The sequence below is a fragment of the Weissella paramesenteroides genome, from assembly GCF_036327715.1.
GTDB classification, from domain to species: domain Bacteria; phylum Bacillota; class Bacilli; order Lactobacillales; family Lactobacillaceae; genus Weissella; species Weissella paramesenteroides.
This window is the reverse complement of sequence record NZ_CP130559.1, coordinates 967,335-990,913: the sequence shown is the minus strand read 5'-3', so window position 1 is coordinate 990,913 and position 23,579 is coordinate 967,335. Positions and strand designations below refer to the sequence as shown.

Below are 23,579 nucleotides of genomic sequence, written 5' to 3'. Positions count from 1 at the left end.
TAAATAATGGAAAGTTTTTTGGTAAAATAGAATAAATAATAGAAATACAGGTGTATAACATGAGCTTAGAAATTAAGAACTTATCTGGAGGATATGGCAAACTAACTGTTTTAAAGGATATTTCATTTACTATCCCTGATGGTACATTAACTGCGTTAGTCGGTTTGAACGGCTCTGGAAAATCAACAACGATCAATCATATTATTGGTCTATTAAATCCCAAGCAAGGTAGTATTACATTAAATAATTTAACATTAGGAGAAAATCCTGTTGCGTATAAAGCGCAACTTGCTTATATTCCTGAACAACCAATCGTTTATGAAGAATTAACTCTAAAAGAGCATTTAGCATTAACTATCGCTGCTTATCAGCTAGATGAAAAAGTTGCTTGGCAACGAGCTGAACAGTTGTTGAAAATTTTCCGATTAGAAGATAAATTAACATGGTTTCCTACGCATTTTTCAAAGGGTATGCGTCAAAAAGTAATGATCGTCATGGCCTTCATTACAGAGGCAAAGTTGTTTATCATTGACGAACCATTCTTAGGTTTAGATGTTATTGCTGTTAATGACTTACTAACCCTGATTGATAGTAGAAAAAAAGAAGGTACTAGTTTTCTTTTAACAACTCATGTTCTAAATACCATTGCAAGTCATGCAGATCAATTTGTTTACTTAAAGGATGGACAAATCGCTGCAGAAGGACCTGCAACTGATTTTTCAAAGCTCGTACCTGAATTAAATGTAAATGAGGATTAAGGTCAATGAAATTAAATCATCTATTCAAAGATCGTGTTGCTAATCGATGGCATCAATACCTCAAGTATCTCAGATATGTATTTAATGATCATGCTGTCTTAGCATTATTTATTTTAGCAGGAGCTGGGGGACTGGCGTATCAATCATTATGGCAAACTGCGCCTATCAACATTTGGACAAGATTACTAATCACCATTATCATCATAATGACATTTATCTTTTTCAAAAATCCAACTAATTTTATCAAACCAGCTGATCCAACAGCACTATTAAGTGATGAAACATCATTACGAAAATTAATAAAGCAAGCAACGACATATAGCATGATTATTAATGGCATTGTTGAGGGCATTGTGTTGTTGGCATTATGGCCCATGATTTTTCGATTATTAACAAATTCTATCCCGTTAGTTTTAGCTACTACGATTGTGTTAGTTGCCTTAAAAATGTTACTAACTAAACATATTGCACAAAAGCAGCGGTTATTTGTAGATGCCGCCAATTCAAAATTAATTAATTGGCGACAATTAGTTACAACCGAAGAAAATCATCAATTTATTGTACTATCATTTTTCAACTTATTCATTGACGTACCCGGAATTACACCGCGGATAAAGCGACAATCCTGGGCTGATACGCTTATTAGTTTTTGGGATAGGCATAATAACAATCCAATTATCAAGCTATATGTAACAGCGTTTATACGTCGTACACAATACATTAAGTTATGGTTTCGACTAACTATTTTTGGCGGATTAGCTGCATGGTTTACCACTGGTTGGCTACAAACAATACTACTAGTTATATTGTTTTACCTGCTAGTGTTGCAGTTAATACCACTAAGCAATGTACATCAACATATCGTCTTTAATTTCTTGTATCCAATCTCAAATCAACAACGTTTACGAGCATTTCAGTTAGCGATGCTACCATGGTTAATAACGACCCAATTAATATGGGTGATTATTGGCTTTATCGCTGATCCTAGCATTAATTTGTTGTTACAAAATCTAATTTGTCTTGTCGTAATAGGGGGCATTTTGGTATTCTGGTATACGGAACAAAAAATCAATAAAAGCACACAAAGGAGAAACACTCGTGCGTTTACGAAATAAAAAATGGGCACAACCATGGTTAGAAAATCATGCGGATCTCGTTATCAACCAAGACCGTGCTGTTTCATTAAAGGGCAATTGGCAAAGCATTTTTACAAAAGAACAACCTTTGCAAATTGAAATTGGAACTGGTAAAGGTCAATTTATTATTGGCATGGCTAAGAAATATCCTGATATCAATTTCATTGGTATGGAAATTCAAGAAGCAGCAGTCGCTGTTGCCGGTCGCAAGGCAGATGAAGATGAAGATGAACTACCAAATCTAAAATTTATCTATGGTGATGGTGCTGGTGTAGACACATACTTTGCTAAAGGTGAAGTTAGTAAACTATTTCTAAATTTCTCTGATCCTTGGCCAAAAACCCGTCATGAATCTCGTCGCTTAACTTATAAGTCATTCCTTAAAAGTTATCAGGCCGTTCTACCTGCGGGTGGTGAGCTTGAGTTCAAGACTGATAATCGTGGTTTATTTGAATATTCACTTTATTCTTTTGCTAACTTTGGTATTCGCTTCAATCCAGCCGGTATATCTTTAAACCTTCATGAAGATGAAGATAAGATGATCGACAATGTTGAAACAGAATATGAACACAAGTTTGCCTCACAAGGTTATCCAATTTACAAGTTTGTAGGTTCATTTAACTAATTGCTACTATATAAAAAGAAGAAGTTGGAACAAAAAATTTGTTCCAACTTCTTTTTGCTAAAAATGTATTAATTATCAGCATGAAAGTTTGATAGCATAAACGACTTTTGTCTCGCTTTCCTTTTTTGACTTACTTATTAATCTGGCATTTCAATAGATTCTTCAGTGATAACAGTAATAGTTACTGAATTTTTGCCAGCTTCCCACTGTGCTTCTGCACCACAATTTGTTAATTGTTGGATTTCTTGTGCCAAAAATCCAGCTTCAAATGCAAAACTTGCATCTGGATGTTTAAGCAATCTTTCGTCAACAACAGGACCGTTTAGTAACCATTTTTGCTCAAATGATTTTTGGGAAGTGTTTGAAAGGTAACCAAACCCAGCCGACATAAAGAAATTCTGAATTTCATTAGCCCCAGTTAATTGGAACTCATTTGCGATTGACTTACCAGCCCAGTATGTAATCTCTGATTGATCATCTTGTAATAATTCAGGCAATAAATGATCACGTAATAATACGAGTGAAAAAATATCAAAGTTCTGGTTTACTGTTGATTCTGTCATTGTTTGCTCCTTTGAATGTTCAAAAATAATTATAGTGTATTCATGCTTAATTTGCCAACAGTTTACATGAGTGTTACAATAATATTCTTGAAAGGATGGAGTTTTACATGGTTTTACCGTATAGTCCCCTAAATAACAGTACGCTAGGTTTAGTTACTGGTGATTTAATCGCACAACGGCAAGTTGACAGTCAGCGAACATCATGGAGTGGAGACTCCGCTTTAACTTTAGCAACAATAAGTAGTCTGTCATACGGTTATAATTTAACTGACATGATGGATCGATACCTAAGTTGGTATCAAGCTGGTGAATACACCAAACATTCTAAAAAGCCCCTGACGGTTGGTAGCACAACAACCTTCGCATTGGATAAGTACGAGCGAACAAGTGATCCATTTAATTCAGGTGGTCGTGAACTATCCGACAATGGAAATGGCGCTCTAATGCATATTATGCCAGTCATACTGTATTTACGATCACAATATGGTGAAGATTTTGTCTCTCATGAGCCGGCAATGCTAATGTTACATCAAATTACTGGTTTGACTCATAATCATCCCCAGTCATTAATCGCTAGTGGTTTATATGCAATGTTAGTAAATAACATATTACAAAATATGCCGCTTATTGAAGCGGTTGATCAAGCAGTGAGTGGTTCTTATGAATACTATTCACAGCATCAAATTTTTGCACAATTTTTACCAGCATTTCAAGCACTAAATAAACCTGATTTAAAAAGTGAATCCATAGAATCATTGCATACATCAGGATATGTGGTTGATACATTGGCAACAACGATTTGGGTCATACTAAATAGTACAAGTTTTGAAAATGCAATATCACTTACTCAAACTTTACCAGGCGAATCAGAACGTATTATGCCTCTTGTTGGTTCACTAGCTGGCATTTTATATCATCAAGAATTTCTTGAAAGATATAGTACTAATGATAAAGAATTAGCAATAGTGATGGATGTACTTCACATAGCAAATAAAAGCCATAATTTTAATTAATACTGTTGCATAAAAGATGGCTAACCAGCCATCTTTTTTTTATTTTTTTCAGAAAGAAGGAATTTATAATTAAATGGCAGCATTAACCCATAGTATAACTGGCGTTTTAATGATTTTAGGGTTAGTAGCAATCGGATTTATTTTAATTAGGGGAAACATTTTTGATGATTCTGATGGTAAAATAAGTCGATTTTTATCTGGCTTTATTTCAAAAGTTGCATTACCAGCTTATTTAATTGTTCATATACCTCAAGACTTTACACCTAAAACATTACTGGCAATGGGAACAAATATTTTATTTCCTTTAAGCAGTATGATGCTACTGTTAGTTTTATCATTTTTTATTGCGCGCATTATTCACGTTGACCCAAAACACAAAGGCCTTTTTCAGTCGCTACTTTTTAATTCAAATACAATAACCGTTGGCCTACCAGTCAATATGGCATTATTTGGTATGAATAGTTTACCATATGTTTTGATCTACTATATGGCTAACACGACCGTATTTTGGACAATAGGTGTTTATATGATTTCAATTGATGGTAATCACGACAATAACCATTTTAATCTGAAAAAAACGCTAGCTGGTGTCTTTAATCCACCAATGATTGCGCTACTCATCTCATTAATACTAGTTTTTATTAATGTAAAACTACCAGCATTTTTGGTCACTGATTTAACAGAATTAGGAGATACCAATGTTCCTTTGGCACTAGTATTTATTGGTTTTGCCATTGCGAAGACTTCTCGTAAAGACTTGCTACCAAATAAAGAAACTGTGACCTTATCATTAAGTCGTTTTGTTTTAGCACCACTCACGATGGCTCTCATTATGATGCCATTTGATTTGCCTACATTACTAAAACAAGTATTTATTATTCAGTCCGCCATGCCCGCCATGACCAACGCGGCAGTCATGGCACTCGAATATAAAGCAGATTATAAATTTGCGTCTATTAGTATTACACAAACAACCTTATTAATGTTACTAGTCATTCCAGTACTGATGTTTGTTATTCAATAACATCGTAAGAGTTTTTCCTTGCGTTACCTGCCTTGTTCGTACTACGGTTACCTTGTAATGGTTATATTTTATATAACCATTCATTTCATGGTTTAAGTTGACAAAGGGAGGCATAACAATGGCATTATTTGGTACAAAAGCCTGGGCTAAGCAAACATTGAAGGAGGCTGGTGTCAGTCAAATTTTAGTAGCAAAGCGGCCAAAACGACTTGCAAACACGACAATAACAGCGCTATATCAAGAAATTTTTCGACGTCATTTGATTTAGCTTGCACAATTTGATACAAAAAGGAACACAGTGCTCACTGTGTTCCTTTTTTTGTTTATTTATTCGTTTTTAATTATTTTTATTGCATATTATTTCAATAATTGCTAAGATTATGATAATATGATGAATTATTTGGGAGATTTAATTAATGAATATAATTAATACAACAACATATCATGATGCTTGGTTAAGCGATTTGACAGAATTACTTAAAATTCCTTCTGTAAGAAATGACGCACAAGCCACAACAGACGCTCCTTATGGTCCTGGTCCAAAAGCAGCTCTTGATTTTATGATGGCAATTGCCAAGCGTGATGGCTTTCGGAAAGTAGGAACGGTTGGTAATCGAGCAGGATACATCTATATTGGACCTGAAGATGATGAACAGCCAATTGGTGTCATTGTACATGTCGATGTTGTGCCTGTAAACGATATTGACCAATGGCAAACTGAACCATTCACTCCAGTCATTAAAGATGATAATCATATTTATGCACGTGGGGCAGATGATATGAAGGCAGCCGTTATGTTAACTTACTACGCAATTAAAGCAATTAAAGATGCCCAATTGCCATTGAAACACCAAATTAGATTTATCATTGGTACTGATGAAGAAAGTGAATGGGCAGATATGCACCAGTATTTTGCAGAGGAAGGGGACCTGCAATATGGCTTTTCACCCGATGGTGCAGCAAATCTATCATACGGTGAAAAGGGTATTAGTCAGCTAGATTTATATTTTGATGCCACAAATCCTGAAGATGCCCCAATTAAGTTAATCAACTTTAAAAGTGGTTCAGCAACTAATGTTTTACCTGGATTTGCTACAGCTACTTTTTCTGGCATTCCTGTCAATGATCTACAAAATAACTTTGACCAATACTGTCAAGAAGAGAATATTTCGGGAACTTTAAGCCAGAACGGTGAACAAACCGTTCTGACAGTACAGGGAGTTGCAACTCATGCTGCTCGCCCAGAAACTGGTAAAAATGCCGCAACCTATCTTGCTAATTTTTTGACACAGTATGACTTTAAAGGTAACGCAGCTAACTTCCTACAATTTGTTGGACAGAAATTGCATAAGGATCCCTATGGTGAGCACTCTGGGTATGGCAAGTCAGAACCAAAGCTCGGAAAAACCAGTCAAAATGTTGGCATTACTGACTTCATTAACAATACAACTGGTCATATTAACCTAAACTTCCGTCATTCACTAGCTTTTGATGAAGCCGAAACCGTTGATCAAATATTGACTGATGAGCCTTGGCTAACTAACATCGTTCGTGATCCGGCAGGGCTTGTGCCGCACTATGTAGGTAAAGATAACAAACTTGTTAAATTATTAGCAGATGCCTTTCAATCTGTTACTGGTAAATTACCCGATCAAGGCGTTAATGGTGGGGCTTCCTTCGGACGTCTAATGTCAAGTGGCGTTGGATTTGGTATCATTCCAACAGATGAACCATCAACAGCTCATGGGGCAAACGAATCCTTTAATTTGGCGAACTACCAAACTGGTATCGATCTTATCGTAGCAGAAATACTAGCCCTATCAGATAATCTATAATGTGTTGACCTATAAAAAAATAAATGTGATAATTAGCATGTAATTTAATATTTACTAGGGGAGCCTTTTATGGCTGAGACGTTAATTAACGGACCCTTTGAACCTGTTTAGTTAGTACTAACGAAGGAAAGTAATGGTCAATGCGATTTATAGCACAGAAAACCAATTTCCTGGTTTTCTGTGCTTTTTAAATTGCCATGAATGCGGGAGGAATCATGATAGATATACCACAAGTTATAACAATTGCTTCAACTGATGCCAGTGGTGGGGCTGGTATCAACGCGGATTTAAAAACATTTCATAATCAAGGAGTTTATGCTGCGACGATTGTAGTCGGGCTAACCGCTCAAAATACTTATGGTGTGCAGGACCAATATCCGATTCCTGCAAAGTTTATTTTAGAGGAATTTAAAAGTATCGTTGATGATTTAGATATCAAAGCGGCCAAAACTGGTGCATTACTGGATGAGATTCGTGTTCATGCGGTTGCACAAGGATGGCAATCACATAACCTGGGAAAACTAATTATCGACCCAGTAATGGTAGCAAAGGGTGGCGCGCACTTATTAAGTGACGCAGCGATCGATACTTTAAAAGCAGAACTTATACCACTCGCATTCTTGATAACACCAAATCTACCGGAAGCTGAGGTACTCGTTGGTCGTTCATTGAAAACTGATCAAGACATTATTCATGCAGCTAGGACAATCCAAAATATGGGCGTTAAAAACGTCTTAATAAAAGGTGGCCATCGTGCTGATTCAAAAAATGAGTTTGCCGACTACATTCTATATGCTGACGGTTCATCAGAATGGCTCACAATGCCTGGTATCAAAACCAAGCGTACGCACGGAACTGGTGATACCTTATCATCATTTATAACTGCAAATCTAGCAAAAGGGTATGATTTGAAGGATATTATGCCTGTTGCTAAAAAATTCACTTACGAAGCCATTCGGCAAACAATCAATGTTGGTCATGGTCATGGTCCATTAAACCATTGGGTGGCTATCACAATGGGGACGGAGGATAACAAATGACCTTCCATGAATTTCTATTACAACAATCTGCATCAATACGGAATGATATCTATCACTCATCTTTTGTACAAGGCATAGGCTCAGATAATTTGTCGCAAACACAGCGAGACTATTATGTTGCACAAGATACCTATTATACCGACTATTTCGGTAAACTATTTGACTTAACGACAGAAAAATTAACACCATTGCAGCAAGCTTCAAAGCCTGTGTCTACAGACGAACAAACTGCTCACAATGCCTTGCTAGCAAGTCAGGCAATGCTAAATATACCACCTGACCAACATAATTTAGCCTATCTAGAGCACATGGAAAAGGCGATTATGCAAGGTGATGCCACAAATGCAATGTTGGCTTTATTACCATGTACGGAGTCGTACCATTTAATAGGCACCCATTTTATTAATAAGTTCCCTAATAATACTTATGAACCTTGGCTAGCTTATTACACTAGTCCCGATTATAAAGCATTCACACAATGGAGCTGGCAAGTAGTTGATCAACAGGTACCTGACTGGCAGAAACTATCTTTTGAAACACAGCAGGCTTATTTATCAACATATTTAACATCTTACCAATATGAACTTACTTTTTGGGAGCAAGCAGCACGACACTAAGTACTGTATTAAATGTTATAATAAATATAGACTATGTATTGAAGAGAGGGATTTAAAATGAATACGTTAATTTCAGTTGCGATAGCACCTTTTGGTGTTGGTGATGAACTAAGTAGCTATGTAAACGATATTATTGGGGTAATCGAAGAATCTGGACTTACTTACAAAACAACCGCCATGGGTACTGAAATTGAGGGGGAGTGGTCAGATGTTATGAATACTGTGCAAAAGGCCATTCAAACGTTAACAGATAAAGGTATCCGTGCATATGTTTCTCTAAATGCCGATATTCGACCTGGTCACACAAACACAATTGAAACAAAACTACAGAAACTTAGCCATAAATTAGAGGGATAATCGTTTTTGTATTAATATCAATTTACAAAGGATAGGGCACTAAATAAGGTGTACTTATCCTTTTTTCTTTCAAAAAGAATCTGAAATAAATAAATTCCCGATTTTTATAATGATTTGTGTAGACAAATCCTTTAAATGGGACTATATTTAAATACCGTAAGCGTTTTCACAACGTGTATGTTTAATTTAGGTTTTTTAAGGAGATATTATTATGCAAACTGCATTATCGTCAGAGAGTCAACCAAAAGTTGTCAATCGTTGGTTGGTAATTTTTGGTACTGCTCTTGTGCAATTGGGTGTGGGAACCTTTTACGCATGGAGTATTTTTAACACACCAATTTTAAAGATGTTTCATCAATTGGTATTAGATCCAGCTACAGGTAAACCTGCGGCTGTCCAGCCACATTTAGGATCTATTTCATTGATTTTTTCAATTGGTGCATTAGCCTTATCATTATCAACGATTTTTGTTGGCTCATTAGTCAAGAAATTTGGTGTTCGTAAAGTCACGATCTCAGCCGGTATCTTATTTGGTATTTCAGTCTTTATCGCATCACGCGTTAGTTCTGCAGATCAATTGTGGCTATACTATTTGTCAGCAGGTGTTATGTTAGGTGCTGCCGATGGTATTGCTTACATGTCAACGCTATCAAATGCCATCAAATGGTTCCCTGAGAAAACAGGTCTAATTTCTGGTATTTCAGTTGCCTTCTATGGATTAGGATCATTTGTTTTCAAATATATTGACTCAGCTTTTCTAGGAACGAATATCGTTCACAACTTGCCACATGCTTTAATGGCTTGGGGATTCTTATCAATGCTTCTAATCGTAGGTGGTGCATTATTCATTCATGATGCACCAGAAGCAAAGGGTGAGGATGTTGTCGACGATCCAACTCACCATGAGTTCACGACTCGTGAAATGCTACGTAAGCCACAAGCATACTTGCTATTCATTGCCTTGCTAACAATTTCTTTGTCTGTTTACTTGACTGGAATTTCATCTAACTTGGGTACAAATTTGGCCGGATTAGATATTGCACAAGCTACAAATATCGTTGCCGTAGTTGCAATTGCTAATACTATTGGTCGTTTCTTGATTGGATCACTTTCAGATAAGTTTGGTCGTAAGCCAATGTTTATTCTTTCATACGTTGTAACCTTTATTGCCGTAGCTACTTTGGCATTTAGCAGTCATCTAAGTGTTCCGGTATTTTATGCCGCAATGATTGCTGTTGGTTTCTTCTTTGGTGGTACGATTACAGTTTATCCAACCATGGTTGGTGACTACTTCGGTTTGAAGAATCATAGTCAAAACTACTCTCTAATTTACCAAGGATTTGGTTTCGGAAGTTTAGCAGGTGCCATTATTTTGTCACTTGCTGGTGGTAACTTATCCGTTGTCTTTAATATCTATATGGTAATGTTGATCGTTTCATTATTGATTTGGGTATTTATTAAGAAGCCAGTTTACAAAAACTAATTTTTTTACAAATATAAAATTTCTAGCTATCGATTTTGATGAAATCGGTAGCTTTTTTAATACTATTTTCTGTATAATATCATTTATGATAATTTGTATAAATCAAATACATATTTACGGAGAGGTATTTCTATGAAAACAAAGCAAGGACATTTTCTACAACTGACAACCTTTGATATTAAGGTTATTGGATTAGTTTTAATGGTCATTGACCATTTTCACCAAAACTTTGCACCATTTGGCGCACCAGCATGGCTAGATTGGTTTGGTCGTCCAGTAGCAACTTTATTTTTCTTTACAGCCGTTGTCGGCTTTGCCCATACACATAGTAAGAAAACTTATATGCTTCGTTTGTATATTAGTATGGTGGTAATGGCAATATTAATGAACTTAACACAACAAATTATTGGTTTTGAACAAGTTCAATTGATCAATAACATATTTCGTGATTTGTTTATTGGAACCATTTTTATGGCTGCCATCGATCAATTTGAGAAAGTAAAGGGTGGTCATGCTGGTAAACATATCTCGTTGGGTGTGCTCTTATTTTTGTTGCCATTCTTGTTATCAATAATCATGATGCCCTTACTTGCATCAAATGGTTCAATTTCGTTAGCTCAAAAATTGATCATGCAAGCTTTATTAGCCATTAATCCAGCAATTATGCTTGCAGAAAATGGTGCCATGGTTTTGCTTATTCCAATCATGTATATATTCCGAAACGTTCGATGGGCACAATTATTAAGTATCGTTGTTGTCGCCGCTATCTACGGTTTCTTTGGTTCTACACAATGGATGATGATTTTCGCCATCATTCCAATTGCTTTATATAACGGAACAAAGGGACGGGGTATGAAGTACTTCTTTTATATCTTCTATCCAGCGCATCTCATTTTCTTATATGCACTTGCCGCTTGGCTATATTAAAATTAAACACAAAAAAAGCACATCATTTTAATGATATGCTTTTTTGTGCTATTAATTTTTGTAACGATAGACTTTTGCTTCAAATGGACGCAATGTTGTGCCTTGATCATCTGGATAATTACTAATTAGGATCTCTGCATTAGCAGGAACACCATAGTCACGAGATTGTTCTGATTCAGTAAAGTTATTAATAACTAATAACTCTTCATCATCACCAATACGCTTGTATGTGTATACTTCCTCATCCTCTGGATCCAAGAGTTGGTAATGACCAGTTGTGATAATAGGTAATTCATGGCGTAATTGAATCAACTTTTGATAGTAATAAAATACGGAATCTTTATCAGCTAATGCTTCCTCAACATTAATTTCACCAAAATTGTCATTCATCTTTAACCAAGGGGTACCATCTGTAAAGCCAGCATTCTTACCAGCAGTCCATTGCATAGGGGTACGTGCATTATCACGTCCCTTGTAGTGGACATAGCGCAACAATGTATCATCATCGATTAAGTGATCTTTATTAACCAAATACTCACGCGCATTCAAGATTTCAATATCATTGAAATCATCCCAGCCTAAGTTATAAGCATTCGTCATACCGATTTCTTCACCTTGATAAATATAAGGTGTTCCTTGCATGAAGTGTAGGAGGGTACCAACCATTTTAGCAGATACAACACGGAACTCGGGTTTGTCACTACCATAGCGACTAACTGCACGTGGTTGATCATGGTTATTCCAATATAGTGAATTCCACGCTTTACCATCTAGTTCATATTGCCACTTACTTAGGTTTTCTTTCAATTTAGGTAGAGAAACACGTTGGTCATACCACTTTCCTAAAGCAGGGTCAGGATTACCATCTAATTCAACATGTTCAAATTGAAATACCATGTTCAATTCTTTGCCATCGTTTGATGCATATTCCTTAGCATTTTCAATATCAACACCTGAGGCTTCACCAACCGTCATTATGTCAGCATTATTTAATACCTTATTACGCATTTCTTGTAGATACTCATGAACATGAGGACCATTGGCAACAGCACGATTTGAATTACCGTAGATATCTCCTTCAGGCACCTTGCCATCAGGTAATCCATCTGGCTTAGAAATCAATGAAATAACATCCATACGGAAACCATCAATTCCTTTATCAACCCACCAGTTCATCATATTCCAAATAGTCTCACGCATCTTTGGATTTGCCCAGTTAAGATCTGGTTGTCCTTCAGCAAAGAGGTGTAGGTAGTACTGACCTGTCTTTTCATCAAATTTCCAAGCTGGACCAGAGAAGAAAGATCCCCAGTTATTAGGCTCATGACCATCAACTGGGTCACGCCAAATATAGAAATCACGCTTATCATTATCCTTTGAAGAACGACTCTCGATAAACCACTTATGTTGATCAGAAGAATGGTTAATAACTAAATCCATCACAATCTTTAGACCACGTTCATGGGCTTCTGCCAACAGGTGATCAAATTGTGCCATATCTCCAAATTCTGGATTGATACTTTGATAATCAGAAATATCGTAACCATTATCCTTGTTTGGTGAATTGTAAACTGGGTTCAACCAGATAACATCTGCACCTAATTTCTTAACGTAATCTAGATGTTGTTCAACACCTTTTAAGTCCCCGATACCATCGTTATTTGAATCTTGGAATGAGCGAGGGTAGATTTGATAAACAACCGCTTTTTGCCACCACTTGATATTTTCTTTTGTCATTGTTTTCTCCAATTATTTTTTTATTGATTATCTCTCATTTAGTAAATGATATTAAATTTCATCTCGAACCATCCAAATTGCAAATCCCGCAATAAAGAAAGCTATCGCAGCAACGATAAACATATGTGCCATTGAACCACCTAAGGCTGGTAAAATTAAAAAGCTAATAGATGATGCGACAATCTGTGGGATACAGATAAAGCAGTTAAATAGACCCAAAACTATACCGTCATGTTTACCATCTAGCGCGTTTGTCAAAATTGTAAATGGAATCGTAATTAATGCAATCCAAGCAACTCCAAATAGGGCAAAGGCAATGATTGATGACAACTTAGTTGTACCAAATGCTATCATTAGGAAGCCAATACCACCAAGAATCATGCTAACTGTATATGCAGGTCGACGAGTCTTCTTAGTTAAACGTGCAAAGAAAAGCCCAACAATAATGGCAACAATTGAGTACACAGCTTGAACAATTCCAAACCAATTTCCAGCTGCTTGATAACCAGCAGTTGATGGATCAGTCACATGCCATATGTTTTCGGCCAAGGCACCTGTTGAATAGGTCCACATATAAGGGATCGCAAACCAAACAAAGAATTCGACAATACCTAATAGCCAGAATACCTTTGGGGCACTTTTCAATACATTGACAATTGAAGACTTTTCATTTTGCTCTGCTGCAGAAATATTGTGATACTTTGCCATTTCTTCCGGTGTATATTCTTTAACGTTTTTAATCGTAAAGAATGCCGAAAGAGCCAAAATAATTGCTGATGCATAAAATGAAATTTTAACGGACATTGGCACTTCGCCACGTGGTGCAGTATTTGCAACTCCTAGAGCAGTTAAGAGGAAGGGGAAGACAAACGCTACTAAGCTTCCTAAACTACCCCAAACATTCTGCATTGACCATAATGAATTTGACTGTGTTTCATTCGCCATATCAGGAATGATCATTTTAAATGGTTGTTGTGAAACGTTCGCTGCCAAATCCATAAATAATACTGTCACAGCCCCAAACCATAGCGCAGCTGCAGATCCAAACCCAAACCCTAATGAACCTGCGTTAGGCAGCATCAACATAACGATAAACGAAACAACTGATCCACCAATCAAATAGGGCATCCGTCGTCCTAGTTTTGGTAACCACGTTTTATCAGAGAAATAGCCAACTAATGGCTGCATAATCATTCCAGCCAAAGGAGGTAGAATGAAGAAAAATCCTAAATTATTTGGATCTGCACCAATCGTTTGAAAGATACGACCCATGCTTCCAGTTTGCATTGAAAAAGCTACTTGTGTACCAAAATAACCAAATGTCATCATAAACATCTGAACTTTTGTTAAGTTTGGTAATCTATTTTTAACTACCCCAGATGTGGATGTTTCTGATTCTTTTAGTTCACTACCTGTCATCATTGAATTATCCATATGAAACCCCTCATAAATCAAAATAAAATCTCAAAAGTTTTGTAAAACTTGTACAAACGTTTACGCAATTATTGTAAGCGGTTCCATTTGTTATGTCAAGTTGTTTCTAAAAAACTAAAAGTTTGTGAATTTGTTGCAATTTGTATGGTGTTACAAGAAAGTCCGTGTATAATTAAACACATTAAGATACAAGTTAGGAGTTGCTCATGAAAGTCACTTTAAAAGACGTTGCTAATGCAGCCGGACTATCGGTTGCTTCAGTTTCGCGTATACTGACAAATCGTGGTCGCTACAGTGAAGTAACAGCAAAACGTGTTAGAGAATTAGCTCAAGAAATGGGATACTACAAGAATCAAAATGCGGCTGATTTATCAAGTAAAAAAAGTCGTGTTGTTGGTGTCGTTGTACCATTAATACATACAAACTTTGCGGATGAGATAATCAAGGGACTTTATGAAACGACTATTTCATCAGGTTATGAGTTATTAATTACATATCTAGACGAAGACGAAGATCATCAGTACCAAGTATTTCAAACCTTGTTATCTAGACAGGTGGGGGCTGTCTTTATGTTGTCTTTAGATATTCCTTCATGGATGATTGATAAACTTCTAGAAGAACAAATCTCAGTAATTTCTTTAACAGCTTTGCTTAGTGAACAAATTTCTGCAGTCACTTCAAACGAATTTGAAATGATGAATAGTATCGTCGATTATTTGATAGATATGGGACACAAAAATATTGCCTTAGTTGGGGATACAAAACTGACAACTAACATATCAAGTACTCGTCGTACAAACTTTATTAAATCAATGACAGACCACAACTTAGCGTATGAGAACATTTTTCTATATGGTAATGATCACTCGTATGAAACTGGATATACGAGTGTTACGACTGGTTATGACATAAACCAATTGCCGTTTACCGCAGCAATTGCAACTGCTGATATGGTTGGCCAAGGACTGATAAACGCGATGATTGATCATGGAAAGACAGTTCCTGAAGATCTTTCTATTGTGACCATTGACGGTCTCCAACAAACTGAAATAGCCCGACCTAAATTAACAACTGTCAAACAAGATTTTCCTGAAATTGGACGCATTGCTATGCAACTTTTTTTGGACTCAGACTCAGAAAAAACTGAACCTCAGATTATTTACATTCCAACCGAATTAATTCAACGCGACAGTGTTTTAAATCTGAATTCAACCAAATAAAATAAAAATGCTCCGTAAATAATTACTGTAATAAATAAAATTTACGGAGCATTTTTGTATTTAGTATCAAAATTTGTTAGGCATTAAATGTTATGAGATTATTTGTCAGTATAAATAGTTGGATATCAGGGGATAAGAAAGAATTGTAGCTAATATTGAGGCTTCTTAAAAATCACTTATTTTAGTTTACATAATATATATTATCAAAAGTTAAATATAAACGGGCACTGTCAAGTATTTGATGCAACATTGTTTTTATTACTGTTTTTTGTATGTACTGTAAACGTTATCACATCAGTTTTACCGGCTTTTTTTTACATTTTTATAACAAAATTCATTTTAGCAAAAAATTTTTGTCTTTTTTGTCTTTATTGACCATTTTCAACTTTAATTAATGCTTTATAACGTTTGAACACAATCTATGTATTATTGTTTAATTTAGATTAGCATTTCAAGGCACAACAAAACGCACCTCATCAAAATACAATTTTAACCAGGTGTTCCTTAACTTTTTGCGATTAATCAAATTGCTGTACTGCTGTTATGTATGTTGTTTAACCATTTTCAGTTAGCTAACCAATAACTGATCGTCACGCTGGGCACGTTGGCGTAAGCGTCTAGTCGCGCGTTTAAACAGATATTGTGGCGATTTTTGTCGTTTATGGACATGTGTTAACGGCTTACTATTAATTTCCTTAATGACCTGATCTACATGCTGTTGACTAATATCACTAAACCGCGTACCTTTAGGAAAATACCATTTGGCACGGAGATTACGATTAGTGCCTCATTAGTCCCACGTTCATAAGGTGCATAACTATTGGCGATGTATAAATCACCTAAATATTGCAGAATATACTTGGAGACCACACCATTTACAAATTCCTTACCATTATCACATGTGATTGATTTCACATAAATACCAAACTGACCTTTAAATTGTATGACTACTTTCAAAATATCAAGCGCTCGCTTAGATTTAGCTTTCAAAGCAACTTGAAAACGTGTTTTTCGTTCAACAAACGTGACTAATAACGAATCATTAGCCGAACCTTCCACCCCGTCCATCTCCCAATGTCCAAATTCTTTGCGGTAATTGACCTTTGCGGGGCGTTCATTAATACTCTGTCGCTTGCCAATATAGTGAATGGTCTCCTCAGATTGTTTTACGGGTTTGAAGTGATGTTTTTTACAACTAAACTGCTTATGTAGATGGGCTTTATATAACCTCTCAGCTGTTGATTAATTATTTATGGGGAAAACCTGCTGAACAAATCATGCGGGCACTTTATCAATTTAGTAATCGCCAAGCAGAAATTCGCTATGTTCAAATAGGTACATTGGCATCACCTACTATCGATATACCAGGAGCTCTTTTAAAATCCACCAAATTCACCTTTGTTAGGATCTGGTTTTGGTTCACTAAATGCGAAAGAATTAGTATCATCAATACAGCAAGTATTTGCATTAGCAGTCCAAAATAAATGGGTAGTTCCTACCGTTTCCTTTGATTTAGATCATATTCAAGATGCTTGGGATGCGCCAAGTCATCCACGACCAATTATCATTATTTAAATTAAAGTAAGTAGAAAATCATTACTATCATAATTTTTCAATGATTATTATTTGCAAAGAAAAAGAAGAAGCCTGTACTAGACCTCTTCTTATACTTGCTATTTGCCACTAAAAACTGGAAAACTGCTAGAATCACCATAGCTATTAATTTGTGGTAGTTTCTTCAATTCTTCTAAATCCTGCTTAGAAATTTCAAAATCTACGTCTGCGTTATTTGCAATATGCGATAATGTTTGACTCTTTGGTAGAGGTAGCGTACCTAATTCCAAACAATAACGAATAGCTAACTGTGGGATTGAAACTTGATATTTATCAGCCATCTGTTTAATTTCTGGATTCTGCAAAATCTCACCATGAGCAACAGGAGAATAAGCTTCAACTAAGACATTATTTTGTTGGGCTTGTTGGAGTAATCCAAAGTCAGTATTACCAATATGAGTTAACAGTTGATTAACTACAGGTTTAATCGTACTATGTTCTAAAATGTTGTTTAAATCAGCTTTTTTAAAATTGGAAACACCGATAGATCGCACTTTTCCGTTATTAACTGCTTCTTCCATGGCACGCCAAACTTCAATATTTTCTTCAAAATAGTGATTTTCTTCATTATGAAACTCAACCCATGGCTCAGGTGAATGAATCAATAATAAATCTAAATAATCTGAATTTAACTTTTGTAATGACTCATCAATTGATTTTTTGGCAGTCTGATAGTCTTTAAATTCAGCTTGAATTTTTGTTGTTACAAACAGATTTTCACGGGAAATTCCAGTTGCTTTTAATCCAAGGCCCACACCTTCTTCATTACCATAGGCTTGCGCCGTATCGAAATGACGGTAACCAATTTTTGCGGCTTGTTGAATGTTTTTTGCTACACGATCATTCTCAATTAACCAAGTTCCAAAACCTAATTTAGGAATCTCAATACCATTATTTAATCTATATGTTTCATCAAGAATTGTCATACGTCTCCCTTTCAGTCATAAATTAATGCAATGCAGTATATTCTTCATCTGTCACTGGTTCTAACCATTCTGATTCCCCGGTAGTAATCGCCAAATGACTAAACCAAGAATTTTGAGTAGCACCATGCCAATGTTTGACGCCATCATGAGCGATCACCACATCACCAGGCTGTAATAATTGTGCTGGTTTGCCAGCCTCCTGATACCAGCCCTCGCCACCAGTCACTAATAAAATTTGGCTACCGTGATGATGGATGTGCCAATTATTTCGACAGCCGGGTTCGAACGTCACATTTCCTACTGGTACACTAACATCGTTACTAGGCATTACTAATGGATTATTATAACTTTGACCAATAAAGTATTGGGCGTATGCATCATTTTTAGGACCCGTTGCGAAAACTCCTGGTTGTTCAATCTTCTTATTTACCATATTATTTTTCACCTCGTAACGAATTATTTTCCTGCCAAATTTCTTTAGCTTGATTAAATGTCGACCAAGCTTTGGGCCAACCAACATAGAACGCTAAATGCGTAATTTCCGCAACAATTTCTTTTTGTGAGATGCCATTATTTTTGCCAATTTGTAAATGTGCAGTTAGTTGTTCAGTATTGCCCATTGCCATAAGAGCAGCAATTGTTATTAAAGAACGATCATGCGCTGACAAATCATCTTCTTTAGACCATACTTCTCCGAATAAAACATCATCATTTAAGTGGGCAAACTGTGAAGCGAATTCACCTAACTGTTCCTGCCCAGCGGTTTGTTTTTTCATATCATCACGCTTTCTTGTTACTAAACTTATTTAGGTGAAATTTTCACCGTTGCACTAACAGGACCCTTTGCTAACATTGGCGACAAATATGGACTCCCTTGATATTTAGAACTATAGGCTGCATTAATTTTCTGATCCAGAATTGCATCTCCTGAAGCATCTGTATAAATTGTTTCAAATGTTTGACCAGCAAATTTGATTTGACCAGCTCCTTGCGTCATCGCTGATTGATACCAACGCGATTGTTGTCCATTATAGGCTCGAACATATAGATCACCATCTACGACTACTGACCAAATCCAAGTTGGTGTTCCATAGGTCTTACCGTCTTCATAAAATGGTGAGACATGCATGTCATCTGCACGAGAAAACTCTGTAATTTGTTCTTTTGTCCATTTTTTCATTATGTTTCAACCCCCTATTTGTTGATTGATTTAATCCTATCATTTAAAGTCGACTTTAAGTCAACAATGAATTTTAATTTACTTTGAAAGCATTCTTCTATATAATATAATGCTACTAAAGTTAACTCTAGCAGGAGCAACATGCATAATGACTAAACAAATAAAACAGAACGTTTATAATATTGGTGAATTTAGTACTAAAATTGGGTTAACCCCCTCAACGCTACGTTATTACGAAAATGAAGGTTTAATCAAACCCAACCGTTATGAAAACGGTCGTCGTTACTATACTTCAGAAGACATAGACTGGATAAAATTCTTAAATCATTTAAAGGGTACAGGTATGAGTATTGAAGATCTTAAACAATATATCATCTGGCGGGAAAAAGGTGATGTTACTATCCCACAACGTTTAGAGTTACTTAAAACCACTAAAAATGATTTTTTACAGAAACTAACTGAGGTTCAGCATCACCTACAAATTTTAAATGACAAAATTAATTGGTATGAAGAAAAAAATGCTGGTATTATTTCCGAAAAAGAGAATTTCGCTGAGTATTTGCAAAGATTAGGTCATAAAGAATAGAGAAATTTAGAATGGGAGAAAAGTATGAGTTTAACAGTCAATTTATACTACACTGGTACTAATGGAGCCGCTCAAAAATTTGTCCAAGAAATGCTTAATCAAGGTATTGTCGATAAAATTCGTTCCGAAAAAGGCAATTTGAAATACAACTATTTTACTTCGCTTGACAATCCAGAAACTATTTTATTAATTGATAGTTGGGAAAATCAAACCGCTTTAGATAAGCATCACGCTTCTCAAATGATGCAAGATTTAGCGCAGTTACGTGAAAAATATGATTTACACATGTACGTGGAACGTTATCTTGACGATCCGAGTGATGATTCACATGATGCAAAATTTATACGTAAATAATTAAAAAAAGCAATTCATCAGAAAGTGTGTAAACAAAATTTTGTTAGAAAGAAAAACCAGTCTGCTATTTTTTATGGACAAGGCCTTCAAGAATTAGAATGAACAGCATTGGTCTAGGTTCATAATCTTAGTTATTTGGTTAATTAAACAGGTCATGCTATACTATATTTGTAAACAAAAGGCCTCGTGCTACCAACACGAGGCCTGGGCTACTTCAACGGTGGCTGTTAAATTTGAATTTAAAACCGCCTTACTCGTCAAAACAAAGGGCGGTTTTTTGTTTGTCTTACTTCTTGTTGTGATTGTCGATATACGTCAACAATGCCAACAAAAAGCTCCCGAACAATATCATTAAAGATATTGCATCGTGAACAGACATGTTCAGCTAACCCTCCTTTCATCAGATTTTGAAGTCTACGAACACTTGTTCATAGGCACCAACCCCTTTCGGAAAGATTAGCCACCGCCTTTTAACCCATGAATTTATTATATCATAAAAGTCGTTAAATCCCTGTTGTACCAATGGATTTAACGACTTTTTAATCAGACCAGTTCACTATTTTAGATGCGCAAATATTCACGTCTTTTTAACATATGATGTATTTATGAACTATCTTATTTTACTTACTGAACACATTTTAAATGGATAACCATTTACTCACTAACGGTTGTGAGGATTACTCCAATTTTTTTATTCAGTTCAGCCATTTTTTAATCATGCCCCATAATTCAAATATTAAATTTCATGGGCAAGTTTATCTCAAAATAGTTTTCCAATACCAAAGTGGATGGCGACTGTTACAAGACCAATAATAATATTTCGAATAATTGCTCGTTTGATAAGACCATTAGATATTTTAGCACTCAAAAATCCAGTTAATGCAACAGCGACAACTGTTGCACCAATTGTAGCGACAAATTGATAGTGTCCTGTTACGAATACTAAAGCTGCTAACGGAAAAATACCACCAATTGCAGCACTAAACAATGACGACCAAGCTGCTGACCAAGGATTCATATAATGTCCCAACGTAAAATCATATTTAACACTCAAAACTGTTTCTAGTGGTTTTTTAGTGAGTAGTTCATCCGCAATTTTTTCGGCTGTATGTTGTGAAACACCACGATCGACATAAAAATTGGTAACTATCCGCTTTTGTCCAGCGAAGTCATCATTTAACAATTGTTGTTCTTTCGCAACAACGACTTTTTCGCTATCAGTTTGTGAACTGACAGATGCATATTCACCAGAAGCCATTGATAGTGCACACGCCAGTAGGTCAGATAAACCAGCAATAAAAATGGCAAAATGATTATTTGTTGCAGCGGCCACAGAAAAAAGAACACCAACAACAGTTAAAACACCATCATTTGCTCCCAGAACACCTGCACGTATAGTATTCAATCGCTCATCCATAGTCATTTTAATTCTATTTTTCTTTTCCATAGTACTCACCTTCATCTAAAGGAGCTACCAATAGCATAAGTTACGAGCATGGTAAATACACCAGCCAACACATTGCGAATTGCGGAGTGCCTTTTATCAGCACCGTTTAAGTAGGCAGCTGTATACCCTGTTATAGCCAAAGCCACAATAACGGCAAAAAAAGTTACTAATTCTCGCACACGAAGTGATGACAGTGAAATTGCCAACATCGGTAGCACTGAACCAATCGGAAAACTAATCAAAGATGCTAGAGCTGCATCTTTTGCACTTAACTCATGATCTAACGAAAAACCATGACGTTCACGCACAGTTGTCACCAAGGGGTCCATATTCATCATTTCTCGAGTTGCTTGTTGGGCCAACTCTAATGAAATACCATGCGCTTCATATTTTTTTTGGACAAAATCAAACTCCTTATTATAATCATCCGCTAATGCTTTTGTTTGTTCCCGACGAACTTTTTCTTCTGCATCATGTTGTGAACTGACTGAAACGTACTCCCCCATCGCCATTGAAACAGTACCCGCTAACGTGCCTGCAAATCCAGCTAACAAAATAGTTCCGGTATGACTTGTGGCGCCTGCAACACCCAATATGATTCCCGAAACAGACAAGATGCCATCATTTGCTCCCATTACTGCTGCACGAATAATATTGTCGCGTTGCATCAAACTTTGTTTTTCTGACATTATCATCACTCCTATTTTAGAATCATTCTAATCTATTCAAATCATAACGCTCTTTGTCTCACAATTCAAGTTGTTTTGTAGAACATTTTAGGCATGATATAATGATGTCATATTGAATGGAGATAATGATGTTTGATCAAAAATTACGTAACATGTTGCAACGATATGGACTTAGGGCAACAACTCAGCGTATGGTTATTTTAGATTATCTGATGTCTCATAAAACTCATCCGACAGCTGAAATGATCCATGCTGACTTACAATCAATTAGCCTAGCTACCATTTACAACACACTTGAAAAATTAGCTGATACTGGATTAGTCATTGTTATTGATAGTAATGATGATAAACGTCATTTTGATTACTATGGTGAACCACACTACCACATCATCAATAAAAAAACTCACGAAATCATCGATGCTAATAATTTTGACGTACAACCATTACTTGACGCAGCTCGAAAAGCCAGTGGTCTCAATATTTCTGGTTATCATATTGAGCTGTATGGTATCGACCCTAAAGATGCAAAATAAAAACACAACTGTTTCGATGTACCTAATGACTTGAACAGGGTAAAAATCTATTCAGGTTATTGATTTTTTGTGTCAAAATATTCAAATGTTATGGTTTTAATTTTGTCAACAAAATAAATCATGTTATAATTTACTTGTAAACAAAAAGCCCCGTGCTACCAACACGAGGCCTGGGCTACTTCAACGGTGGCTGAGTAAATATAAATTTAAACCGCCTTACTCGTCAAAGTTGAGGGCGGTTTTTATTTGTCTTACTTCTTATGGTGATTGTCGATATATGTCAACAACGCCAATAAGAAGCTCCCGAACAATATCATTAAAGATATTGCATCGTGAACAGACATGTTCAGCTAATCCTCCTTTCATTAGATTTTGAAGTCTACGAACACTTGTTCATAGGCACCAACCCCTTTCGGAAAGATTAGCCACCGCCTTTTAACCCATAAATTTATTTTATCATAGAAGTCGTTAAATCTCTGTT

At 36.0% G+C, this 23,579-nt stretch carries 28 protein-coding genes, 1 pseudogene and 1 riboswitch; of the genes and pseudogenes, 17 read left to right on the top strand and 12 right to left on the bottom strand.

Annotation, left to right across the window (positions count from 1 at the left end):
* Positions 1-59 precede the first annotated feature (59 nt).
* Genes QRX23_RS04840 through trmB form a run of 3 tightly spaced genes read left to right on the top strand, consistent with a single transcriptional unit; the run spans position 60 to position 2,519 of the window.
* Positions 60-758, top strand: coding sequence for an ABC transporter ATP-binding protein (locus tag QRX23_RS04840; RefSeq protein ID WP_164222940.1), 699 nt, complete (start codon positions 60-62; stop codon positions 756-758).
* Between the two features lie 5 nt (positions 759-763).
* The gene (locus QRX23_RS04835; protein ID WP_330154875.1) at positions 764-1,873 is read left to right on the top strand and encodes an ABC transporter permease; all 1,110 of its coding nucleotides are present in this window, start codon (positions 764-766) and stop codon (positions 1,871-1,873) included.
* Positions 1,857-2,519, top strand: coding sequence for a tRNA (guanosine(46)-N7)-methyltransferase TrmB (gene trmB, locus QRX23_RS04830; protein ID WP_150222465.1), 663 nt, complete (start codon positions 1,857-1,859; stop codon positions 2,517-2,519). The genes QRX23_RS04835 and trmB overlap by 17 nt, the downstream gene beginning before the upstream one ends.
* Positions 2,520-2,656: 137 nt before the next feature.
* On the opposite strand, the gene QRX23_RS04825 is transcribed toward trmB, so the two are convergent.
* Positions 2,657-3,082 (bottom strand): DUF2507 domain-containing protein, encoded by a 426-nt coding sequence (locus tag QRX23_RS04825; protein WP_002827181.1) that lies wholly within the window; start codon positions 3,080-3,082, stop codon positions 2,657-2,659.
* A 107-nt stretch (positions 3,083-3,189) separates the two neighbouring features.
* Between QRX23_RS04825 and QRX23_RS04820 the strand changes: the two genes are divergently transcribed.
* The 9 genes from QRX23_RS04820 (at position 3,190) to QRX23_RS04780 (ending at position 11,378) form a co-directional block, all read left to right on the top strand.
* A complete protein-coding gene (locus QRX23_RS04820; protein ID WP_330154874.1) occupies positions 3,190-4,095 on the top strand; it encodes an ADP-ribosylglycohydrolase family protein in 906 nt (301 codons plus the stop codon).
* Between the two features lie 73 nt (positions 4,096-4,168).
* The gene (locus tag QRX23_RS04815; RefSeq protein ID WP_002827185.1) at positions 4,169-5,119 is read left to right on the top strand and encodes an AEC family transporter; all 951 of its coding nucleotides are present in this window, start codon (positions 4,169-4,171) and stop codon (positions 5,117-5,119) included.
* Between the two features lie 118 nt (positions 5,120-5,237).
* Positions 5,238-5,387, top strand: a complete 150-nt coding sequence (locus tag QRX23_RS04810) for a hypothetical protein (protein ID WP_002827186.1) — start codon at positions 5,238-5,240, stop codon at positions 5,385-5,387.
* Positions 5,388-5,535: 148 nt separating this feature from the next.
* Positions 5,536-6,954, top strand: coding sequence for a Sapep family Mn(2+)-dependent dipeptidase (locus QRX23_RS04805; protein ID WP_330156109.1), 1,419 nt, complete (start codon positions 5,536-5,538; stop codon positions 6,952-6,954).
* A gap of 46 nt (positions 6,955-7,000) precedes the next feature.
* Positions 7,001-7,100: riboswitch (TPP riboswitch) on the top strand.
* Positions 7,101-7,169: 69 nt separating this feature from the next.
* Positions 7,170-7,994 (top strand): bifunctional hydroxymethylpyrimidine kinase/phosphomethylpyrimidine kinase, encoded by an 825-nt coding sequence (gene thiD / locus QRX23_RS04800; RefSeq protein WP_330156108.1) that lies wholly within the window; start codon positions 7,170-7,172, stop codon positions 7,992-7,994.
* The gene (locus QRX23_RS04795; protein WP_330156107.1) at positions 7,991-8,611 is read left to right on the top strand and encodes a TenA family protein; all 621 of its coding nucleotides are present in this window, start codon (positions 7,991-7,993) and stop codon (positions 8,609-8,611) included. The genes thiD and QRX23_RS04795 overlap by 4 nt, the downstream gene beginning before the upstream one ends.
* A gap of 57 nt (positions 8,612-8,668) precedes the next feature.
* A complete protein-coding gene (locus QRX23_RS04790) occupies positions 8,669-8,968 on the top strand; it encodes an MTH1187 family thiamine-binding protein (protein ID WP_002827191.1) in 300 nt (99 codons plus the stop codon).
* A 211-nt stretch (positions 8,969-9,179) separates the two neighbouring features.
* Complete coding sequence (locus tag QRX23_RS04785; protein ID WP_330156106.1) at positions 9,180-10,451, top strand: OFA family MFS transporter; 1,272 nt, start codon at positions 9,180-9,182, stop codon at positions 10,449-10,451.
* Between the two features lie 132 nt (positions 10,452-10,583).
* Positions 10,584-11,378, top strand: coding sequence for a TraX family protein (locus tag QRX23_RS04780; protein WP_330156105.1), 795 nt, complete (start codon positions 10,584-10,586; stop codon positions 11,376-11,378).
* 51 nt (positions 11,379-11,429) lie between these two features.
* Here the strand turns inward: QRX23_RS04780 and QRX23_RS04775 are convergent, their stop codons facing one another.
* The gene (locus QRX23_RS04775) at positions 11,430-13,115 is read right to left on the bottom strand and encodes a glycoside hydrolase family 13 protein (RefSeq protein ID WP_330156104.1); all 1,686 of its coding nucleotides are present in this window, start codon (positions 13,113-13,115) and stop codon (positions 11,430-11,432) included.
* A gap of 51 nt (positions 13,116-13,166) precedes the next feature.
* Positions 13,167-14,534, bottom strand: a complete 1,368-nt coding sequence (locus QRX23_RS04770) for an SLC45 family MFS transporter (protein ID WP_040760386.1) — start codon at positions 14,532-14,534, stop codon at positions 13,167-13,169.
* Positions 14,535-14,755: 221 nt separating this feature from the next.
* Between QRX23_RS04770 and QRX23_RS04765 the strand changes: the two genes are divergently transcribed.
* Positions 14,756-15,769 (top strand): LacI family DNA-binding transcriptional regulator, encoded by a 1,014-nt coding sequence (locus QRX23_RS04765; RefSeq protein WP_330156103.1) that lies wholly within the window; start codon positions 14,756-14,758, stop codon positions 15,767-15,769.
* A gap of 568 nt (positions 15,770-16,337) precedes the next feature.
* On the opposite strand, the pseudogene QRX23_RS04760 reads toward QRX23_RS04765, so the two are convergent.
* Positions 16,338-16,993, bottom strand: a pseudogene (locus QRX23_RS04760) (IS30 family transposase); the annotation flags it as partial.
* A 174-nt stretch (positions 16,994-17,167) separates the two neighbouring features.
* On the opposite strand from QRX23_RS04760, the gene QRX23_RS04755 reads away from it, so the two are divergent.
* Positions 17,168-17,344: a hypothetical protein gene (locus QRX23_RS04755; RefSeq protein ID WP_330156102.1), complete on the top strand. Its 177-nt coding sequence runs from the start codon at positions 17,168-17,170 to the stop codon at positions 17,342-17,344.
* A gap of 98 nt (positions 17,345-17,442) precedes the next feature.
* Here the strand turns inward: QRX23_RS04755 and QRX23_RS04750 are convergent, their stop codons facing one another.
* The 4 genes from QRX23_RS04750 to QRX23_RS04735 are packed head-to-tail and all read right to left on the bottom strand — an operon-like array spanning position 17,443 to position 19,489.
* On the bottom strand, positions 17,443-18,309 hold the full coding sequence (locus QRX23_RS04750; protein ID WP_330156101.1) for an aldo/keto reductase: 867 nt from the start codon (positions 18,307-18,309) through the stop codon (positions 17,443-17,445).
* A 22-nt stretch (positions 18,310-18,331) separates the two neighbouring features.
* Positions 18,332-18,742, bottom strand: a complete 411-nt coding sequence (locus tag QRX23_RS04745; RefSeq protein WP_330156100.1) for a cupin domain-containing protein — start codon at positions 18,740-18,742, stop codon at positions 18,332-18,334.
* Position 18,743: 1 nt separating this feature from the next.
* Positions 18,744-19,085 (bottom strand): carboxymuconolactone decarboxylase family protein, encoded by a 342-nt coding sequence (locus QRX23_RS04740; protein WP_330156099.1) that lies wholly within the window; start codon positions 19,083-19,085, stop codon positions 18,744-18,746.
* A 26-nt stretch (positions 19,086-19,111) separates the two neighbouring features.
* On the bottom strand, positions 19,112-19,489 hold the full coding sequence (locus QRX23_RS04735) for a DUF2255 family protein (protein ID WP_330156098.1): 378 nt from the start codon (positions 19,487-19,489) through the stop codon (positions 19,112-19,114).
* A 148-nt stretch (positions 19,490-19,637) separates the two neighbouring features.
* Between QRX23_RS04735 and QRX23_RS04730 the strand changes: the two genes are divergently transcribed.
* Together QRX23_RS04730 and QRX23_RS04725 are read left to right on the top strand one after the other, a co-directional pair.
* The gene (locus QRX23_RS04730; protein WP_330156097.1) at positions 19,638-20,075 is read left to right on the top strand and encodes a MerR family transcriptional regulator; all 438 of its coding nucleotides are present in this window, start codon (positions 19,638-19,640) and stop codon (positions 20,073-20,075) included.
* A gap of 24 nt (positions 20,076-20,099) precedes the next feature.
* Complete coding sequence (locus tag QRX23_RS04725) at positions 20,100-20,429, top strand: putative quinol monooxygenase (RefSeq protein WP_330156096.1); 330 nt, start codon at positions 20,100-20,102, stop codon at positions 20,427-20,429.
* A gap of 286 nt (positions 20,430-20,715) precedes the next feature.
* Here QRX23_RS04725 and QRX23_RS04720 read toward each other — a convergent pair whose 3' ends face one another.
* The 3 genes from QRX23_RS04720 to QRX23_RS04710 all read right to left on the bottom strand — a co-directional run bounded on the left by QRX23_RS04720 (position 20,716) and on the right by QRX23_RS04710 (position 22,565).
* The gene (locus tag QRX23_RS04720; RefSeq protein WP_219843350.1) at positions 20,716-20,808 is read right to left on the bottom strand and encodes a putative holin-like toxin; all 93 of its coding nucleotides are present in this window, start codon (positions 20,806-20,808) and stop codon (positions 20,716-20,718) included.
* A gap of 381 nt (positions 20,809-21,189) precedes the next feature.
* Positions 21,190-21,876, bottom strand: a complete 687-nt coding sequence (locus tag QRX23_RS04715) for a VIT1/CCC1 transporter family protein (RefSeq protein WP_330156095.1) — start codon at positions 21,874-21,876, stop codon at positions 21,190-21,192.
* An 11-nt stretch (positions 21,877-21,887) separates the two neighbouring features.
* Positions 21,888-22,565, bottom strand: coding sequence for a VIT1/CCC1 transporter family protein (locus tag QRX23_RS04710; protein ID WP_330156094.1), 678 nt, complete (start codon positions 22,563-22,565; stop codon positions 21,888-21,890).
* Between the two features lie 128 nt (positions 22,566-22,693).
* On the opposite strand from QRX23_RS04710, the gene QRX23_RS04705 reads away from it, so the two are divergent.
* Positions 22,694-23,098: a Fur family transcriptional regulator gene (locus tag QRX23_RS04705; RefSeq protein ID WP_330156093.1), complete on the top strand. Its 405-nt coding sequence runs from the start codon at positions 22,694-22,696 to the stop codon at positions 23,096-23,098.
* Between the two features lie 251 nt (positions 23,099-23,349).
* Here the strand turns inward: QRX23_RS04705 and QRX23_RS04700 are convergent, their stop codons facing one another.
* On the bottom strand, positions 23,350-23,442 hold the full coding sequence (locus QRX23_RS04700; protein WP_259703757.1) for a putative holin-like toxin: 93 nt from the start codon (positions 23,440-23,442) through the stop codon (positions 23,350-23,352).
* Positions 23,443-23,579: the final 137 nt, after the last annotated feature.

Excerpts from the sequence above, each read along its gene's own strand:
- QRX23_RS04720 (WP_219843350.1), bottom strand. The coding sequence starts at position 20,808 with ATGTCTGTTCACGATGCAATATCTTTAATGATATTGTTCGGGAGCTTT.
- QRX23_RS04750 (WP_330156101.1), bottom strand. The coding sequence starts at position 18,309 with ATGACAATTCTTGATGAAACATATAGATTAAATAATGGTATTGAGATT.
- QRX23_RS04780 (WP_330156105.1), top strand. The coding sequence starts at position 10,584 with ATGAAAACAAAGCAAGGACATTTTCTACAACTGACAACCTTTGATATT.
- QRX23_RS04765 (WP_330156103.1), top strand. The coding sequence starts at position 14,756 with ATGAAAGTCACTTTAAAAGACGTTGCTAATGCAGCCGGACTATCGGTT.
- QRX23_RS04725 (WP_330156096.1), top strand. The coding sequence starts at position 20,100 with ATGAGTTTAACAGTCAATTTATACTACACTGGTACTAATGGAGCCGCT.
- QRX23_RS04810 (WP_002827186.1), top strand. The coding sequence starts at position 5,238 with ATGGCATTATTTGGTACAAAAGCCTGGGCTAAGCAAACATTGAAGGAG.
- QRX23_RS04705 (WP_330156093.1), top strand. The coding sequence starts at position 22,694 with ATGTTTGATCAAAAATTACGTAACATGTTGCAACGATATGGACTTAGG.
- QRX23_RS04825 (WP_002827181.1), bottom strand. The coding sequence starts at position 3,082 with ATGACAGAATCAACAGTAAACCAGAACTTTGATATTTTTTCACTCGTA.
- QRX23_RS04805 (WP_330156109.1), top strand. The coding sequence starts at position 5,536 with ATGAATATAATTAATACAACAACATATCATGATGCTTGGTTAAGCGAT.
- QRX23_RS04790 (WP_002827191.1), top strand. The coding sequence starts at position 8,669 with ATGAATACGTTAATTTCAGTTGCGATAGCACCTTTTGGTGTTGGTGAT.
- QRX23_RS04735 (WP_330156098.1), bottom strand. The coding sequence starts at position 19,489 with ATGAAAAAATGGACAAAAGAACAAATTACAGAGTTTTCTCGTGCAGAT.
- QRX23_RS04700 (WP_259703757.1), bottom strand. The coding sequence starts at position 23,442 with ATGTCTGTTCACGATGCAATATCTTTAATGATATTGTTCGGGAGCTTC.
- QRX23_RS04710 (WP_330156094.1), bottom strand. The coding sequence starts at position 22,565 with ATGTCAGAAAAACAAAGTTTGATGCAACGCGACAATATTATTCGTGCA.
- thiD (WP_330156108.1), top strand. The coding sequence starts at position 7,170 with ATGATAGATATACCACAAGTTATAACAATTGCTTCAACTGATGCCAGT.
- QRX23_RS04730 (WP_330156097.1), top strand. The coding sequence starts at position 19,638 with ATGACTAAACAAATAAAACAGAACGTTTATAATATTGGTGAATTTAGT.
- QRX23_RS04745 (WP_330156100.1), bottom strand. The coding sequence starts at position 18,742 with ATGGTAAATAAGAAGATTGAACAACCAGGAGTTTTCGCAACGGGTCCT.
- QRX23_RS04835 (WP_330154875.1), top strand. The coding sequence starts at position 764 with ATGAAATTAAATCATCTATTCAAAGATCGTGTTGCTAATCGATGGCAT.
- QRX23_RS04840 (WP_164222940.1), top strand. The coding sequence starts at position 60 with ATGAGCTTAGAAATTAAGAACTTATCTGGAGGATATGGCAAACTAACT.
- QRX23_RS04815 (WP_002827185.1), top strand. The coding sequence starts at position 4,169 with ATGGCAGCATTAACCCATAGTATAACTGGCGTTTTAATGATTTTAGGG.
- QRX23_RS04715 (WP_330156095.1), bottom strand. The coding sequence starts at position 21,876 with ATGGAAAAGAAAAATAGAATTAAAATGACTATGGATGAGCGATTGAAT.
- QRX23_RS04740 (WP_330156099.1), bottom strand. The coding sequence starts at position 19,085 with ATGAAAAAACAAACCGCTGGGCAGGAACAGTTAGGTGAATTCGCTTCA.
- QRX23_RS04770 (WP_040760386.1), bottom strand. The coding sequence starts at position 14,534 with ATGACAGGTAGTGAACTAAAAGAATCAGAAACATCCACATCTGGGGTA.
- QRX23_RS04820 (WP_330154874.1), top strand. The coding sequence starts at position 3,190 with ATGGTTTTACCGTATAGTCCCCTAAATAACAGTACGCTAGGTTTAGTT.
- QRX23_RS04795 (WP_330156107.1), top strand. The coding sequence starts at position 7,991 with ATGACCTTCCATGAATTTCTATTACAACAATCTGCATCAATACGGAAT.
- QRX23_RS04785 (WP_330156106.1), top strand. The coding sequence starts at position 9,180 with ATGCAAACTGCATTATCGTCAGAGAGTCAACCAAAAGTTGTCAATCGT.
- QRX23_RS04775 (WP_330156104.1), bottom strand. The coding sequence starts at position 13,115 with ATGACAAAAGAAAATATCAAGTGGTGGCAAAAAGCGGTTGTTTATCAA.